This is a genomic window from Micromonospora sp. IBHARD003 (assembly GCF_056106285.1).
Map to the genome: position 1 here is coordinate 6,517,423 of NZ_JBWBBX010000001.1, position 16,702 is coordinate 6,534,124.

12 protein-coding genes are annotated in these 16,702 nt (G+C 70.9%); 5 read left to right on the forward strand and 7 right to left on the reverse strand.

Annotated features, from left to right (window positions below; translation table 11 throughout):
* The first annotated feature begins 139 nt into the window (after window positions 1-139).
* From ACTWOL_RS28690 to ACTWOL_RS28705, 4 genes are read left to right on the forward strand one after another with little or no spacing between them, the layout of a single operon-like run.
* Window positions 140-2,338 carry a cache domain-containing protein gene (locus ACTWOL_RS28690; protein WP_474299712.1) on the forward strand — a complete coding sequence of 733 codons (2,199 nt, stop codon included), beginning with the start codon at window positions 140-142 and terminating at the stop codon, window positions 2,336-2,338.
* A 5-nt stretch (window positions 2,339-2,343) separates the two neighbouring features.
* A complete protein-coding gene (gene pgsB / locus ACTWOL_RS28695; RefSeq protein WP_474299713.1) occupies window positions 2,344-4,077 on the forward strand; it encodes a poly-gamma-glutamate synthase PgsB in 1,734 nt (577 codons plus the stop codon).
* Window positions 4,074-4,556: a poly-gamma-glutamate biosynthesis protein PgsC/CapC gene (locus tag ACTWOL_RS28700; protein ID WP_474299714.1), complete on the forward strand. Its 483-nt coding sequence runs from the start codon at window positions 4,074-4,076 to the stop codon at window positions 4,554-4,556. Before pgsB ends, ACTWOL_RS28700 begins: the two co-directional genes overlap by 4 nt.
* Before the next feature lie 21 nt (window positions 4,557-4,577).
* A complete protein-coding gene (locus ACTWOL_RS28705) occupies window positions 4,578-5,651 on the forward strand; it encodes a C40 family peptidase (RefSeq protein WP_474299715.1) in 1,074 nt (357 codons plus the stop codon).
* A 172-nt stretch (window positions 5,652-5,823) separates the two neighbouring features.
* Here ACTWOL_RS28705 and ACTWOL_RS28710 read toward each other — a convergent pair whose 3' ends face one another.
* The 5 genes from ACTWOL_RS28710 to ACTWOL_RS28730 all read right to left on the reverse strand — a co-directional run bounded on the left by ACTWOL_RS28710 (window position 5,824) and on the right by ACTWOL_RS28730 (window position 12,973).
* Window positions 5,824-7,953, reverse strand: coding sequence for a 3-hydroxyacyl-CoA dehydrogenase NAD-binding domain-containing protein (locus ACTWOL_RS28710; RefSeq protein ID WP_474299716.1), 2,130 nt, complete (start codon window positions 7,951-7,953; stop codon window positions 5,824-5,826).
* Window positions 7,950-9,176 carry a thiolase family protein gene (locus ACTWOL_RS28715; protein ID WP_474299717.1) on the reverse strand — a complete coding sequence of 409 codons (1,227 nt, stop codon included), beginning with the start codon at window positions 9,174-9,176 and terminating at the stop codon, window positions 7,950-7,952. Before ACTWOL_RS28715 ends, ACTWOL_RS28710 begins: the two co-directional genes overlap by 4 nt.
* 820 nt (window positions 9,177-9,996) lie before the next feature.
* Complete coding sequence (locus ACTWOL_RS28720) at window positions 9,997-11,280, reverse strand: HRDC domain-containing protein (RefSeq protein ID WP_474299718.1); 1,284 nt, start codon at window positions 11,278-11,280, stop codon at window positions 9,997-9,999.
* Between the two features lie 78 nt (window positions 11,281-11,358).
* Window positions 11,359-12,021, reverse strand: coding sequence for a response regulator transcription factor (locus ACTWOL_RS28725; protein ID WP_242330499.1), 663 nt, complete (start codon window positions 12,019-12,021; stop codon window positions 11,359-11,361).
* Between the two features lie 262 nt (window positions 12,022-12,283).
* Window positions 12,284-12,973 (reverse strand): DUF3000 domain-containing protein, encoded by a 690-nt coding sequence (locus ACTWOL_RS28730; protein WP_474299719.1) that lies wholly within the window; start codon window positions 12,971-12,973, stop codon window positions 12,284-12,286.
* A 91-nt stretch (window positions 12,974-13,064) separates the two neighbouring features.
* Here ACTWOL_RS28730 and hemE point away from each other — a divergent pair, with 91 nt between their 5' ends.
* Window positions 13,065-14,186: a uroporphyrinogen decarboxylase gene (hemE, locus tag ACTWOL_RS28735; protein WP_474299720.1), complete on the forward strand. Its 1,122-nt coding sequence runs from the start codon at window positions 13,065-13,067 to the stop codon at window positions 14,184-14,186.
* Window positions 14,187-14,223: 37 nt separating this feature from the next.
* Here the strand turns inward: hemE and ACTWOL_RS28740 are convergent, their stop codons facing one another.
* The gene (locus tag ACTWOL_RS28740) at window positions 14,224-15,618 is read right to left on the reverse strand and encodes an FAD-dependent oxidoreductase (RefSeq protein WP_474299721.1); all 1,395 of its coding nucleotides are present in this window, start codon (window positions 15,616-15,618) and stop codon (window positions 14,224-14,226) included.
* Window positions 15,619-15,646: 28 nt separating this feature from the next.
* Window positions 15,647-16,642 carry a DUF4349 domain-containing protein gene (locus ACTWOL_RS28745; RefSeq protein WP_474299722.1) on the reverse strand — a complete coding sequence of 332 codons (996 nt, stop codon included), beginning with the start codon at window positions 16,640-16,642 and terminating at the stop codon, window positions 15,647-15,649.
* Window positions 16,643-16,702: the final 60 nt, after the last annotated feature.

Below are 16,702 nucleotides of genomic sequence, written 5' to 3' on the forward strand. Positions count from 1 at the left end.
GGCGCTGGTTGCCTCTGATGTCATGGTTTGTCAGGAGAGGAGCTCCACCTTGGCCGCTTCGTCCACGAAGCGGCGGCATAAGGTCCGCCGACGGGCTGACATGTCCCTGTTGGGTGGCATACGTCCCCCTATAGCCGTCTTGTCAGTTCTGCTCCTCGCCCTGGCGGGCATCACCGCCCTCTCCCTGGGGCGCGTCTCGAACGAGCGCGTCCCGAAAGCCGTTCAGACGTCCCAGCAGCACTTCGCCGAGGACGGCGCCATCGCCCTGCGCGCCTCCATCGACGAGAGCGTCACCGACCTGACGCGTACGGCCGGACTCTTCAACGCCGCCGCCCCGGTACCCGCCGACTCCGTACTCGACAAGATCGGCAACGTCTACCAGAAGTGGCTGGGCACCGCCGTCGTCGAGATCACCTCGGGCAAGCTCCTCGCCGCCCGCGGGGAGAACGTGCCGCTGACCGCGATCGACCGCTCCAAGCTCGGCGACGAGTACGGTCTGACCCCCCGCCTGGTCCGCCTCCAGAACGGTGAGACCCGGCTGCTCGCCTTCGCCGTGCTGGCCTGGCCGGGCCAGCCCCAGAAGCTGCTGGTCGCCTCCAGCGGACTGAAGGTGCCCGGCATCAGCCTGGGCAGCTCCCGCGCCATCGCCGTCACCGACCAGCAGGGCCAGGTGCTCAGCCAGGACGGCATCCCCGAGCCGGAGCAGGCCAAGACCTCGGCCCAGCGCCAGAAGATCGCCAACTCCGGCAAGCAGCTGAAGACGTTCGCCACGTCCGCCGCCGGCAAGGCGAACGGCCACCCACTCAAGGCCAAGGAACCCGGATCCGGAGGCTTTCCCGGCATCAGCGGAAGCCTCGTCGGCGGCCACTACCTCGGCCACCGCTCCGTCGCCGGATACGCCACCCTCGCCGGAGCACAGCCCGGTGAGTCGACCGTCGCGACCGGCCTCGGGCTGCGCGTCGTCGCCATGGTCAACGTCTCCGAGGAGACCACCACGGTCAGCAAGCCCGCCTTCGGTCTGCTCGCCGCGGGCGCGCTGCTCCTCATCGGCGGTGTCACCGTGGCGGTGCTCATCGGCACCGTGCAGCGTCCGCTGATCCGGCTCTTCCTGGAGAGCCGACGCCTCACCCGCGGCGAGCTCGTACGTCCCGTCACCGCGCCCAGGTATGGCGAGGCGGCGCGGATCGGCGCGGCGCTGGAGCGGCTGCGCCGCCAGCTCCTCGGCGACCCCGCCGAGTCACCGTCGCGTTCCCGGACCCGGCTCAGCGCCCGTACGGTGCTCGCCGTCTGCGGAGTGCTGCTGCTCGTCTGGTGCGTCCCGCTCATGCTGCTGTTCAACCGCGCGGGCGGCTCGGTCGTGGTGCCGAAGCAGATCGTCCACGACCAGCGCGAGCGCACCGAAACCCTCACGGACCGGGTACGCCGGGGCCTCAACGAGGGCCACGCCGACCTCGCCTCGGTCGCCGCGCTGATCGGCGACCGCAAGTCGCCGTCGGAGATGACCAAGGTCCTCGAGCGCACCATGTCGGAGCATCTGCGCTACGACTCGCTCTACGTCCTCGACGCCGACGGAAAGGTCGTCGCCCGGTCCGGTGCCGATCCGCACAGCCCCGCGGGCAAGGGCCCGGTCAAGGAGCCGATCCGGCTCCTCGACAAGCAGGGCAAGGAGCCGGTGGTCATCGGCACCGCCGAGATCGCGGGCCGCAAGGGAGCCGCCGTGGTGGGCGAGTTCCGGATCGAGTTCCTGAACTCGCTGGTCAAGCGCCCGGGGCTCGGCGTGGTCCGGGTCGTCGACTCCAAGGGCGAGGTCGTCGCGGGCAACAGCGGCTTCCTCGCGTTCGAGGGCCTGCCCGACGACCGCCTCGGCGACCTCGTGGAGCAGGTCAACGTGAAGTCCGGCGAGAACAAGGACAAGGACCTGGACCCCAGGGGTATCCGGTACCGGGACGGCAGCACGGTCCGGATCGCCGCCGCGGCGCCCTTCGACGGCGGTGGCGCGGCGAAGTCCCTCGGGTGGACCGTCGTCAGCTGGCAGCCGGCGTCCGGGCTCGCGATCCCCGAGTACAACCTCCAGAACCGCACGGTGCTCACGGGTCTGCTCGGTGTCACTGCGGCCACCGCCTGCCTGGGCTGGCTCTACATCGTCGTCGTACGCCCGCTGCGTGCCCTCGTCGGCCAGGCGGAGGCCCTGGCGGACGGCGACCGCCGCACCGTTCTCTATCCGCGCCACCACGACGAGGTCGGCGCCGTCGTCCGCAGCCTCGAGCTGATCCGGCAGCAGTTGCCGGGACAGCAGCGCAAGCGGGACGGCGCGACGTCCCCCGCCGGAAGGAACTGACCACCGTGCTCTTCCTCTACACCGTGCTGGTGGTGTGCAGCGCGATCCTGCTGGTCGCGGGGATCATCGAGCAGCGCAGGCATTTCGTGAACCTCGAGCACATACCCACCCGGGTCCTGGTCAACGGGATCCGCGGGAAGTCCTCCATCACCCGGCTGTGCGCGGGAGCGCTGCGCGGCGGCGGTCTCACCACGGTCGCCAAGACGACCGGGACGGCAGCCCGCTTCATCCATCCCGACGCCACCGAGGAGCCGGTCTACCGCAAGTTCGGCATCGCCAACGTCGTCGAGCAGATCGGCATCGTCCGCCGGGCCGCCGCGTACCACCCGGACGCGCTCGTGATGGAGTGCATGGCGGTCATGCCGGCGCTGCAGGAGATCAACCAGTCCAAGCTGATCCGCTCCACGATCGGCGTGCTGTGCAACGTCCGTGAGGACCACGTCGCCGAGATGGGCCCGACCCTCGACGACATCGGCCGCTCGCTGTCCCGCTCGATGCCGCACGGCGGCATCTGTGTCACCGCGGAGAAGGAGCGCTTCCACGTCCTTAAGGAAGAGGCGGACAAGCGGGACTGCAAGCTGGTCTACGCCGACCCCGAGATGGTCACCGACGAGGAGCTGCGCGGCTTCAGCTGGTTCACCTTCAAGGAGAACGTGGCGATCGCCCTGGTCGTCGCCGAGCTGCTGGGCGTGGACCGCGGGACCGCGCTGCAGGGCATGTACGACGCCCCGCCGGACCCGGGTGTCCTCTCCGTCGAGCGGTATGTCACCGAGGACGGCAAGAAGCTCCGCTTCGCCAATGTCTTCGCGGCCAACGACCCCGAGTCGACGCTGATGAACATCAACCAGCTCCTCGACCTGGGGGCGATCAGCCGCCCGCTCAACGTGGTCATCAACTGCCGTCCCGACCGCGTCGAGCGCAACGGCCAGATGGGCCAGATCGTTCCGGACCTGCAGCCGGACCAGGTGTTCGTGATCGGCCACCCGGCCAAGAGCGCCATCGACGCGATCCCCGCCGAATGGCGTGGCCGCGCCGTCGACCTCGGCGGCGACGGACGCGACAGCGAGGAGTTCATGGCCGAGCTGCTCGGCAGGCTCGGCCCCGACTCGTCCCTCGTCGCCATCGGCAACATCCACGGCCAGGGCGAGGTGCTCCTGGAGCACCTCGCCGAGCTCCCCGCCGACGAGAGCGCGGCGGGTGACCCCTCCTCGCAGCCGGCGGCCCCCATGCCCGCCACTGCGGAAGGTCCCGCGACCCCGGTCGTGCAGGACGTCGACACGACGCGGATGTACGCCCCCCACGTCGACCCGTACCAGCAGTACTCGCAGGCGTACGAGAACCGCTACGGCCACCGGCCCCACGTGCCCGAGCAGCGGGGTGGCGCACCCGGCTACGGGCACCGCGTCCATGTACCCGAGCAGCGGGGTGGCATGCCCGACGGCGGCGTTCCGCAGCACGGCGCGCCCCAGTACGGCGTTCCCCAGCACGGCGCGCCCCACAGCGGCCGAGCGCACGGTGGTGGCCAGGCGTACGGCGATCCGGTGTACGGCGATCAGGCGTACCGGGATCAGGCGTACCGGGATCAGGCGTACCGGGATCAGGCGTACCGGGACCAGGCATACGGCGACCAGGCCCATGACGGCCACGGCCAGTCCCGCGGCACCTTCGAGCCACGCGTTCCTCCGACACCCCCCACCGACGAACCGCACCAGTGGTACAGCCCAGGAGAGCCCCGTTGATCCCGTCCGTCCTCACTCCCGAGATCGCCGCGGTCGGCATCGCCCTCGGGCTGCTCTTCTCGCTGGTCTGCTATCTGACGACCAACCTCTCACCCGGAGGCATGATCACCCCGGGCTGGCTCGCGCTCACCCTCGTCGAAGACCTCCAGCGCGCCGCGATGGTCGTCGGCGTCACGGTCCTCACCTACGTCTGCACCCTGGTGCTGCAGCGCTATGTGATCCTCTACGGCAAGCGGCTGTTCGCGGCGGTCGTGCTCACCGGTGTGATGCTCCAGGCCACCGTGATGATCGTGCTCTCGCTCGAGTTCCCGCTGATGTACAGCAACCAGACCCTCGGGTTCATCGTCCCCGGCCTGATCGCCTACCAGCTGGTGCGCCAGCCCAAGGGCCCGACGCTGCTGGCCACCGGCTCGGTGACGCTCATGGCCTATGTCGTCCTCACCGCCGGGATCCTCCTCGGCGTCATGCCGTCCGCCTGACCGCCCCACCGGAGCCGACACATGAATGCCAAGAAGAAGACCCCTCGCGTCGTGCACGCGGCGATCGTGATCGCGCTGCTCGCAAGCAGCGCGTACCTGACCGTCGAACTGCGCAAGGACGAGCAGGCCAAGGCACCGGCGATCCAGTCCGTCACGGACACCCCGGTGCTCGGATCGGGCGGCGGCAAGGTCAGTGGCAAGCAGACCTGGGAGCGTCTGAAGAACCCCGAGCGCTCGGTGCTCCGCGGCGAGGGCGGGCAGGTGCTCGCCACCTTCACCGACAAGGCCCGCACCGCGACCCTGAAGGGCCCGAGCCGTAGCTTCACCGAGTCCGTCAACACCACCTCACGGGTGAAGACGGACGACTGGGTCCGGCTGATGCCGGAGCCCTGGCGCAAGGGCGCCGAGAAGGAGCAGTGGTTCAAGGACTGGTTCAAGGAGTACTACGGGAGCGACAAGGAGGACGTCTTCGCGATGGCCTTCGAGTACGTCCAGGGCGTGCCCGTCAAGAAGGACGACGAGGGCATCCCGTACCGGGGCGACGCCAACTTCGGCCCGCTCAACCCGAACGGCAGCGCGGGCAACGACCTGCGCGAGGAACTGTCGGACTTCTACGACTACCTCGGCATCCCGTACACCTTCCGTGACGGCACCACCCAGCAGTTCGAGGCCAAGCGTGCCCGTTCCGTCGACTGCTCGGGCTATATGCGGCTGGTGTGGGGCTACCGCGCCCGATATCCCCTCGCCTCGTCCGACACCACCGGCGACGGTCTGCCGCGCAGCGCGAACGGTATGGCCCGCTCCAGGGTGGGTGCCGATGTCATTCCGCTCAAGGGCGTCGCACCCACGGACCGGCCGAAGTCCATCGATGTGCTCCAGCCCGGTGACCTGGTCTTCTTCAAGCTGGACGCCCGCACCAAGGACCGGATCGACCATGTGGGCATGTACCTGGGCCACGACGGCGACGGCCACAAGATCTTCATCTCCAGCCGGGAGGAAGTGAACGGCCCCACCATCGGTGACAAGGGCGGCACTTCACGGTTGGACGGGAACGGCTACTACGCGACGACCCTGCGCAGCGCGAAGCGCCTGTAGGGCAGCCGTACGCGGCACACGGCGGTCGTACCCGGTGAGCCGGGGACGACCGCCGTGTCATGACCGGGACGGTCTTCGGCGCGGCGGCCCGTGCGGCCACAGCGGCGTACAGCACGAACGGGCCGTACGGGACTCGCATCCCGTACGGCCCGTTCGCCGTGCCGACTACGCCTTACGCGGGGACGCTCGCGACGCCCTGCGCCAGGAACGTCTTGCCGTTCACCCGCTCGCTGACGCCCTCACGGTCCAGGTACGGCGTGATGCCGCCCAGGTGGAAGGGCCAGCCGGCGCCGGTGATCAGGCAGAGGTCGATGTCCTGCGCCTCGGCGACGACACCCTCCTCGAGCATCAGGCCGATCTCCTGCGCGACCGCGTCCAGGACGCGGGCCCGGACCTGCTCCTCCGTCAGGACGCTGTCGCCCTGCTTCAGCAGCGCCGCGACCTCGGGGTCGAGCTCGGGCTTGCCCGAGTCGTACGTGTAGAAGCCGCGCTTGCCGGCCTCGACGACCGCCTTCAGGTTCGGGGAGACCTTGAAGCGCTCCGGGAAGGCGCGGTTCAGGGTCTCGGAGACATGGAGACCGATGGCCGGGCCGACCAGCTCCAGCAGCACCAGCGGGGACATCGGCAGACCGAGCGGCTCGATGGCCTTCTCGGCGGTGGCGACCGGGGTGCCCTCGTCGATGACGTTCTGGATCTCGCCCATGAAGCGGGTCAGGATGCGGTTCACGACGAACGCCGGGGCGTCCTTGGTGAGCACCGCGGTCTTCTTCAGCTTCTTGGCGACGCCGAAGGCCGTGGCCAGCGAGGCGTCGTCGGTCTTCTCACCGCGGACGATCTCCAGCAGCGGCAGGATCGCGACCGGGTTGAAGAAGTGGAAGCCGACCACGCGCTCCGGGTGCTGGAGCTTGGAGGCCATCTCGGACACCGACAGCGAGGAGGTGTTGGTGGCGAGGATCGCGTGCGCCGGGGCGACGGCCTCGACCTCCGCGAACACCTTCTGCTTGACGGTCATCTCCTCGAACACGGCCTCGATGATGAAGTCCGCGTCCGCGAAGCCCTCGGCCTTGTCGAGGACACCGGTCACCAGCGCCTTGAGGCGGTTGGCCTTGTCCTGGTTGATCCGGCCCTTGCCCAGCAGCTTCTCGATCTCGGCGTGGACGTAGCCCACACCCTTGTCGACGCGCTCCTGGTCGATGTCCGTGAGGACGACCGGGACCTCGAGGCGGCGCAGGAAGAGCAGTGCCAGCTGGGAGGCCATCAGGCCGGCGCCGACGACACCGACCTTGGTGACCGGGCGGGCCAGGCTCTTGTCCGGGGCACCGGCGGGGCGCTTGCCGCGCTTCTGCACCAGGTTGAAGGCGTAGATGCCGGAGCGCAGTTCGCCGCCCATGATGAGGTCGGCGAGGGCGGTGTCCTCGGCGTCGAAGCCCTTCTGCAGGTCGCCGTCCTTGGATGCCTCGATGATGTCGAGGGCGCGGTACGCGGCCGGAGCCGCACCGTGCACCTTGGAGTCGGCGATGAACCGGCCGCGGGCGACGGCCTGGTCCCAGGCCTCACCGCGGTCGATCTCCGCGCGCTCGACCACGGTCTCGCCCTTGAGGACGGACGCGGTCCAGATCAGCGACTGCTCCAGGAAGTCGGCGCCCTCGAAGATCGCGTCGGCGATGCCGAGCTCGAAGACCTGCTTGCCCTTCAGCTGCTTGTTCTGGTTGAGCGAGTTCTCGATGATCACCGAGACGGCGCGGTCCGCGCCGATCAGGTTCGGCAGGATCGTGCAGCCGCCCCAGCCCGGGACCAGACCGAGGAAGACCTCGGGCAGCGAGAAGGCCGGCAGGGCCTTGGAGACCGTGCGGTACGAGCAGTGCAGACCGACCTCGACACCGCCGCCCATCGCCGCACCGTTGTAGTACGCGAAGGTGGGGACGGCGAGCGTGGCGAGGCGCTTGAAGACGTCGTGGCCGCCCTTGCCGATGGCGAGCGCGTCCGAGTGCTGCTTCAGCAGCTCGACGCCCTTGAGGTCGGCGCCGACGGCGAAGATGAACGGCTTGCCGGTGATGCCGGCGCCGACGATGTCGCCGTTCGCGGCCTCGGCCTCGACCTGGTCGATCGCGATGCTGAGGTTGGCCAGCGACTGCGGGCCGAAGGTGGTCGGCTTGGTGTGGTCGAAGCCGTTGTCCAGCGTGATGAGGGCGAACTTGCCCGCGCCGCCGGGGAGGTCGAGGTGGCGTACGTGCGCCTGGGTGACGACCTCGTCCGGGAACAGCTCGGCCGCGCCCTTCAGGAGCTCAGCGGTGGTGCTCACTTGTTGCCTCCGGCGTCCTTGTGGTGCGGGTTCTCCCAGATCACGGTGGCGCCCATGCCGAAGCCGACGCACATCGTGGTGAGGCCGTAGCGGACCTCCGGCTGCTCCTCGAACTGGCGGGCCAGCTGCGTCATCAGACGGACGCCGGAGGAGGCGAGCGGGTGGCCGTACGCGATGGCGCCGCCGTACTGGTTGACGCGGGCGTCGTCGTCGGCGATGCCGTAGTGCTCGAGGAAGGCCAGGACCTGGACGGCGAAGGCCTCGTTGATCTCGAACAGACCGATGTCGTCGATCGACAGGCCGGCCTGGGCGAGGGCCTTCTCCGTCGCCGGGATCGGGCCGTAGCCCATGACCTCGGGCTCGACACCGGCGAAGGAGTACGCGACCAGGCGCATCTTGACCGGGAGGTTGTTCTCGCGGGCGAAGTCCTCGGAGGCGATGAGCGAGGCGGTGGCGCCGTCGTTCAGACCCGCGGCGTTACCGGCGGTGACGCGACCGTGGACACGGAACGGAGTCTTCAGGCCCTGAAGGTTCTCGAACGTGGTGCCCGGGCGCATCGGCTCGTCGGCGGTGACCAGGCCCCAGCCGGTCTCGCCGGCCTCGGGGTTGGTGCGGCGCACCGAGATCGGCACCAGGTCCTGCTGGATCTTGCCGTTGGCGTACGCCTTGGCGGCCTTCTCCTGCGAGCGCACGGCGTACTCGTCGGCGCGCTGCTTGGTGATCGTGGGGTAGCGGTCGTGCAGGTTCTCCGCGGTCATCCCCATGAACAGGGCCGACTCGTCGACGAGCTTCTCCGACACGAAGCGCGGGTTGGGGTCGACGCCCTCACCCATCGGGTGGCGGCCCATGTGCTCGACACCGCCGGCGATGGCGATGTCGTAGGCGCCGAAGGCCACGCTGCCCGCGACCGAGGTGACGGCGGTCAGCGCGCCGGCGCACATGCGGTCGATGGAGTAGCCGGGCACGGACTGCGGCAGACCCGCGAGGATGCCGGCGGTGCGGCCGATGGTCAGACCCTGGTCACCGATCTGCGTGGTCGCGGCGATGGCGACCTCGTCGATCTTCTTGGGGTCGAGGTCCGGGTTGCGGCGCAGCAGCTCCCGGATGGCCTTTACGACGAGATCGTCGGCACGGGTCTCGTGGTAGATGCCCTTCGGGCCCGCCTTGCCGAACGGGGTGCGGACGCCGTCGACGAAGACGACGTCCCTGACGGTACGAGGCACGATGGCTCTCCTCCAGGGTGCGGGATGGCACTGCTGCACGTGCGCGGCTAAGCGCGCGCTTGCCCTCATGCTACTTGCGGGTAACAGGGTTGCCCACCCCTTGCCGCGGGAGCGGCGAACGTCACACATGGGTCGCGCTGCGGTGCGGGTGCCTTTGGCGGTGCGGTGGTGCGGGTACCTCTGCGGGGTGGGCGGTGCCCGGGTTGGCGCCCGGTGTGTCCGTCCTCAAGTGCCGGACGGGCTGAGGGTGTGTGGGCGTGCCCGGTGTTGTGTTGGTGGGGGTTGGTGCCGTTCCGGGGCTCGCGTCCTGGACGGCATGATTTACGGCGCGCCTTGACCCTGCCGTGATGGCATCGCCTGCGGTGCGCGCCACAAATCACGCTTTAGTGTCCCGGACACGACCCCTCCACGGCCCCTGTCCCGCAGACGGGGCCCGGTGGCCCCTCAGGGGGATCATGTGCGGCCGAGTCAACCTGCCCAGTCCCGCCCCGGGGCGCCTACCGTGCCCGGGAAGGGGGGACTCGGAGGGGTCGTGTGCAGAGACACTAAAGCGTGATTTGTGTCGCGCTGCGACAGCGGTGCCTTCGCGGTCCGGGGTTGCGCGACGTAAATCATGCCGTCGTCGCATACGAGCCCCGCAGAGGCCCCCAACCTCACCGACAACGCCCAGGGCAAGCCCGATCACCCTGAGCCCGTCCGGCGATTGAGGACGGACACCCCGGGCGCCAACCCGGTAGGCGGCAACACCGCACCGCCAGCCGCACCGCGCACCGCACCGCCAGCCGTACCGCGCACCGCACAGCGCAGCGCACACGCAGCGTTATGGCAGGGCTGACAACGCGCGGGTCAGCAAAGGTGTCACCTGTTCGACCTGCCAGGCGCGGGCGCCCAGGGCCGTGAGGGCCTGGGCCACCGCGTCGGGGGTGCCGTCAGCCGGTGGCTCCCAGCACACCCGCCGCACCGTGTCCGGAGTGATCAGGTTCTCCTGGGGGAGGCTCAGCCGTTCCGCCAGCGCGGACACCGAGGCCCGTGCCGCCGAGAGCCGGGCCGCCGCCGCGGGGTCCTTGTCCGCCCAGGAGCGCGGGGGCGGGGGACCGGCCACCGGCTGCCCCGGCTGCGGCAGCTCCGCGTCCGGCAGCGCCCTGGCCCGGTCCACCGCGGCCTGCCACTGCTCCAGCTGGCGCCGCCCCATCCGGTGCCCGAATCCGGGCAGCACGGTCAGCGCCTGTACGTTCACGGGCACGGCCAGCGCCGCCTCGACGATCGCCGTGTCGCTCAGCACCTTGCCCGGGGAGACGTCCCGCCGCTGTGCCACCTTGTCGCGGGCCGTCCACAGCTCGCGTACGACCGCCATCTGCCGGCGCCGGCGCACCTTGTGCATCCCCGACGTACGCCGCCAGGGGTCCTTGCGGGGCGGGGCCGGCGGAGCCGAGGCGATCGCCTCGAACTCCTGCTGCGCCCATTCCAGCTTCCCCTGCCGGTCGAGCTCCTTCTCGAGCGCGTCCCGCAGATCGACCAGGAGTTCCACGTCCAGGGCCGCGTACCGCAGCCATGGCTCGGGCAGGGGCCGCGTGGACCAGTCCACGGCGGAGTGGCCCTTCTCCAGCGCGAAGCCGAGCACCGACTCGACCATCGCGCCGAGTCCCACCCGCGGGAAGCCCGCGAGCCGCCCGGCCAGCTCGGTGTCGAAGAGCCGGGTCGGCACCATGCCTATTTCGCGCAGGCACGGCAGGTCCTGGGTGGCCGCGTGCAGGATCCACTCGGTGCCGTCGAGTGCCGCGCCGAGTCCGGAGAGGTCGGTGCAGCCGACCGGGTCGATCAGTGCCGTGCCGGCGCCCTCACGGCGCAGCTGGACGAGATAGGCGCGCTGGCCGTACCGATAGCCGGACGCGCGCTCGGCGTCCACGGCGATGGGGCCGCTGCCGGCGGCGAACGCGGCGACAACGGACTGGAGGGCCTCGGGGGTGGAGACCACGGGGGGAATGCCCTCACGCGGCTCCAGTAGGGGGATCGGCACCCCGTCGAATACGAGGCCGTCGTCCGGGGGGCCGCCCCCGGGGGTACGCAGGTCCGGCTCTGCTGCGGTCTCTTGGGCGTCGGTCACCTGTCAAGGGTATCTGTGAACGGAAGCCGCCCGTCGACGGAACGTTCCGTCGACGGGCGAGGGGTGCTCCTGGGGACGTCAGTGGATGATGCCGGTGCGCAGCGCGACGGCCACCATTCCGGCGCGGTCGCCGGTGCCGAGCTTGCGCGCGATCCGGGCGAGGTGGCTCTTCACGGTCAGGGCGGACAGGCCCATCGAGACGCCGATCGCCTTGTTCGACTGGCCCTCGGCGACGAGCCTGAGCACCTCCACTTCGCGACCGGACAGCTCGCGGTAGCCGCCGGGGTGGCTCGGGGCGCCGGGGGGACGGCGGTGCAGCCGGGCGGCCGCCGAGCCGATGGGTGCGGCGCCGGGGCGGGTGGGGTGGCCGAGGTTGGTGCGGGTGCCGGTGACGACATAGCCCTTGACCCCGCCGGCCAGGGCGTTCCGGACGGCGCCGATGTCGTCGGCAGCGGACAGCGCGAGCCCGTTGGGCCAGCCTGCCGCACGGGTCTCCGACAGCAGGGTCAGCCCGGAGCCGTCGGGCAGGTGGACGTCGGCCACGCAGATGTCGCGCGGGTTGCCGACGCGGGGACGGGCCTCCGCGATGGACGACGCCTCGATGACGTCACGTACTCCGAGCGCCCACAGGTGGCGGGTGACGGTGGAGCGGACGCGCGGGTCGGCCACGACGACCATGGCCGTCGGCTTGTTCGGGCGGTAGGCGACCAGGCTTGCGGGCTGCTCGAGGAGAACGGACACCAGGCCTCCTGGAAAGGTGGGGGGACGGAGCCGGCTCGGGGATGAAGCCGGGGCGAACCGTGCTTGAAGGGTCACCACCTCTTCGGCAGCAATCTCACCCGCCTTTAGAGAATGATCACGATTTGGTGAGTAACAATTCCGGCAATTCGGACGCGTGATCGATCATCCTATGAATACGCCCTCCGGGGACCGTCCCGGTGCCGTGTGCTTCGCCGGTGCCATGTGCTCCGTCGGGCCCGCCGCGTCGGCGGCGGTGGGCGGACTACCGCGCGTGGGGGCCGCGGCGCTGCGGCAGCGACACCACGCCCGCGCCCGGGCCCGTGGGCTCCGGGCCGCCGGAGCCCGACGGCGGCAGTCCCGCGACCTGGCACAGCAGATCGCACCAGGCCGCCAGATGTGCCGCGGTGTCGGGCACCCCGTCCCTGCCCTCGAGCGGTGTCCAGGAAGCACGGATCTCGATCTGGGTCGCCGGACGGCGGTCGGCGAGCGCCCCGAAGTAGTGGGAACCGGCCCGGGTGATCGTGCCGCCGGCCTCGCCGTGGAACAGCCCCCTCGCCTCCAGCGACCCGGTCAGCCACGACCAGCAGACCTCGGGCAGCAGAGGATCGGCCGCCATCTCCGGCTCCAGCTCGGCCCGCACCAGTGTGACCAGCCGGAACGTACCCTTCCATGCCTCGTGGCCCGATGGGTCGTGCAACAGCACGAGACGGCCGTCCGCGAGGTCCTCGCCGTCGTCGACGACCGCGGCCTCCAGGGCGTACGCGTGCGGCGCCAGCCGCTGCGGCGGGCGGGTCCGCTCCACCTCGATCTCCGGACGCAGCCGGGCGGACGCCAGCGCGTCCACCGCCAGGCGGAACGCGCGCGGGACGGAGTTCCGCTCCCCGCCGTCCGCGTCGTCCGCGCCGTCGGAGGAATCGGAGGAGTCGGAGTACTGTCCCTGAGCCGCAGCCATGCGGGGAAGAGTAAGCGGAACGGAGGCCGCGTGCAGGGAGGGACACCCGGCCCGGGCAAGCCGCTTGCGCCCACATGCGAAGATTCTGGGCGTGAGCGCCAACGACCTTCCCACGACTCCCGCGACTTCCGGTACCGACCGCGCCGGGGACGAGGCCTTCGCGGACCGCAGGCCCCGGCCCTCCGCCACCCACGACTCCGCCTTCCTCAGGGCGTGCAGGCGTGAGCCGGTGCCGCACACGCCCGTCTGGTTCATGCGGCAGGCCGGACGGTCACTGCCCGAGTACCTGAAGGTGCGCGAGGGCATCCCGATGCTCGAGTCGTGCATGCGGCCGGAGCTGGTCACCGAGATCACCCTCCAGCCGGTGCGCCGCCACAAGGTCGACGCGGCGATCTACTTCAGCGACATCGTCGTCCCGCTCAAGGCCATCGGCGTCGACCTGGACATCAAGCCGGGAGTCGGCCCGGTCGTCGCCGAGCCCATCCGCCGCCGCGAGGACCTGGCCCGGCTGCGCGATCTGACCCCCGACGACGTCGCGTACGTCACCGAGGCCATCGGCATGCTCACCACCGAGCTCGGCGCCACGCCGCTCATCGGGTTCGCGGGCGCGCCGTTCACCCTCGCCAGCTATCTCGTCGAGGGCGGTCCGTCCCGCAACCACGAGCACACCAAGGCCCTGATGTACGGCGACCCGCAGTTGTGGGCCGACCTGCTCGACCGGCTGGCCGACATCACCTCGGCCTTCCTGAAGGTGCAGATCGAGGCCGGTGCATCGGCCGTGCAGCTCTTCGACTCCTGGGTCGGCGCGCTGGCCCCCGCCGACTACCGGCGTTCGGTCATGCCCGCGTCCGCCAAGGTGTTCCGCGCGGTCCAGGACTACGGCGTGCCGCGCATCCACTTCGGTGTCGGTACCGGTGAACTGCTGGGCCTGATGGGCGAGGTGGGCGCGGACGTCGTCGGCGTCGACTGGCGGGTCCCGCTCGACGAGGCCGCCCGGCGGGTCGGCCCCGGCAAGGCGCTCCAGGGCAATCTGGACCCCGCGGTCCTCTTCTCCTCGCCCGAGGCGGTCGAGGCCAAGACCCGCGAGGTGCTGGACGCCGCCGCGGGCCTCGAGGGCCATGTCTTCAACCTGGGGCACGGTGTGCTGCCCACCACCGACCCGGACGCGCTGACCCGGCTCGTGGAGCACGTTCACACCGCGACGGCCCGCTGACCCCCGGACCCCGGGCCGGAACCGGCCCGGGGTCGGCTCAGAACCCGGCCTTCCGTACCGCCGCCACCGCCTTGCGCGCGGCCACCAGGACCGGGTCCCAGACCGGCGAGAAGGGCGGGGCGTACCCCAGGTCGAGGGACGTCATCTGTTCCACCGTCATCCCGGCCGTGAGGGCGACCGCCGCGATGTCCACCCGCTTCGCGGCGCCCTCGCGCCCGACGATCTGCACGCCGAGCAGCCGTCCCGTACGGCGCTCGGCGAGCATCTTCACCGTCATGGGCGCGGCGCCGGGGAAGTAGCCGGCGCGGCTCGTCGACTCGACCGTCACGGTCACGAACTCCAGCCCCACTTCTCGGGCGTCCTTCTCCCGCAGCCCGGTGCGCGCGATCTCCAGATCGCAGACCTTGCTCACGGCCGTCCCCACGACCCCGGGGAAGGTCGCGTATCCGCCGCCGACGCCGGCGCCGATGACCTGGCCGTGCTTGTTGGCGTGCGTGCCGAGCGGGACGTGCCGCTCGCGGCCCGACACCAGGTCCAGCACCTCGACGCAGTCGCCGCCCGCCCAGACGTTGTCGTAACCGCGCACCCGCATCGCCAGATCGGTGAGCAGCCCCCCGTACACCCCGAGCGGCAGCCCCGCCGCCAGGGCCAGCTCCGTCTGCGGCTCCACACCGATGCCGAGCACGACGACGTCCGCCGGGTACTCGGCGTCCTCGGTGGCGACCGCGCGCACCCTGTCCTGCCCGGTGAGGATCCCGGTCACCGCGGAGCCGTCGACGGTCGTGATGCCGAGTCCGTCCATCGCCGCGTGCACCAGCCGGCCCATATCGGGGTCGAGGGTGGCCATGGGCTGCTCGCCGCGGTTGACGACGGTCACCTCGAAGCCGCGCTTCAGCAGCGCCTCGGCCATCTCCACGCCGATGTAGCCGGCTCCCACGACCACGGCGCGCCTGCCCGGTGCGCGGGACAGCGTGTCGAGCAGCGCCTGCCCGTCGTCGAGGGTCTGAACGCCGTGCACACCGGCGGCGTCGATACCAGGCAGCGACGGGCGCACCGGCCGGGCGCCGGTCGCGATGACGAGCTTGTCGAAGTCCGTCCACGACTCGTCGCCCGACTCCACGTCACGGGACCGAACCCTGCCCCCGCCCTGCGCCGGGCCTCCCGGTCGTGGCAGGTCGATCTCCAGGACCTCGGTACGCATCCGCAGATCGATCCCGCGTGCCCGGTGCTCCTCGGGCGTCCGCGCGACGAGCTCGTCGCGCCCGGGCACATCACCTCCGATCCAGTACGGAATGCCGCACGCCGAATACGAGGCGAACGGGGACCGCTCGAAGGCGACGATCTCCAGTTCCTGCGGACCCTTGAGCCTGCGGGCCTGCGACGCGGCCGACATCCCTGCCGCGTCGCCGCCGATGACGACCAGTCGTTCCATGGGGAACACGCTACGTGCGAGCGGTCGTTCAGTGCTGCTCGCCCGCGGACGCCGCCGGCTGCTCCGGCACCGAGGCCGCCGTGGCGGGCGCCTGAGCGGGATCGGCCGCCTGAGCCGGGGCGGGAGCGGTACCGCGCCGCCGGAGCGGCCGGACCAGCCACCGCCACAGCGCGTACAGCACCGCGATCAGGGCGGCGAAGGGCGCCACCGCACCGAGGACCAGCGCGATCCACCGCAGAGCCGACACCAGGGCGTCCCAGCCGCCCCCGAGGGCGTCCAGGAACCCGGGGTCGTCCTCCTCGGCGCGTGCCGTGCGCTCCCGTTCGGACAGCTCCAGGGTGATCGTCGCCATCGTCGTACGGTCCTTGAGCGACGCCTGCTGGGCCAGCAGGGACTCCAGCTCGGACTGGCGCCTGCTCAACTCGCCTTCCAGCGTGACGACATCGGCGAGCTTGTCCGCCCGGTCCATCAGGGCCCGCACCCGTGCCACGCTCGCCCGCTGGGTGGCGATCCGGCTCTCCACGTCGACGACCTGGTCGGTGACGTCCTTGGCGTCCGCCTTGCGGGAGAGCAGCTTCCCCGAACCCTCGAGTTCGGTGAGCAGTGAGGCGTACCGATCCTGGGGAACCCGCAGCACGATGCGCGAGTTCACATGGGTGTCGTCGATGCGCTCGGTGGTCTCGCCCGCGACATGGCCACCCGCCGTCTCGACGGTCGTGCGGATCCGCGCCAGCGCCTTGGTGGCGTCCTTCACCTCCACCGACAGCTCGGCCGTGCGGATGATGTGAGTCCCCGCGGCCACCGGCTTTTTCGCCGCCCCGCTCTGCTGCGGGCCGCCGGCGGGCTTCTCCGCCGTGTATCCGGACCCGGCCGCCGGGCCGTTCCTGCCTCCCGCATCGGGCGCGCCCGCCCCGGCCGCCGACTTCGCGTCCGCTGTGGACGCGCTGTCGGACGCACCGCAGCCCGCGAGCGCGAGTGAGACGGTCAGCAGAGCCGCGGCGAACCCATGACGCCGTACACGCATGTCGTTCCCCCCAAGGGGTGGTGGTGGATGACTGACGGTTCGACGCCCCGGACGGGGGAG

Excerpts from the sequence above, each read along its gene's own strand:
- ACTWOL_RS28705 (WP_474299715.1), top strand. The coding sequence starts at position 4,578 with ATGAATGCCAAGAAGAAGACCCCTCGCGTCGTGCACGCGGCGATCGTG.
- ACTWOL_RS28730 (WP_474299719.1), bottom strand. The coding sequence starts at position 12,973 with ATGGCTGCGGCTCAGGGACAGTACTCCGACTCCTCCGATTCCTCCGAC.
- ACTWOL_RS28740 (WP_474299721.1), bottom strand. The coding sequence starts at position 15,618 with ATGGAACGACTGGTCGTCATCGGCGGCGACGCGGCAGGGATGTCGGCC.
- ACTWOL_RS28745 (WP_474299722.1), bottom strand. The coding sequence starts at position 16,642 with ATGCGTGTACGGCGTCATGGGTTCGCCGCGGCTCTGCTGACCGTCTCA.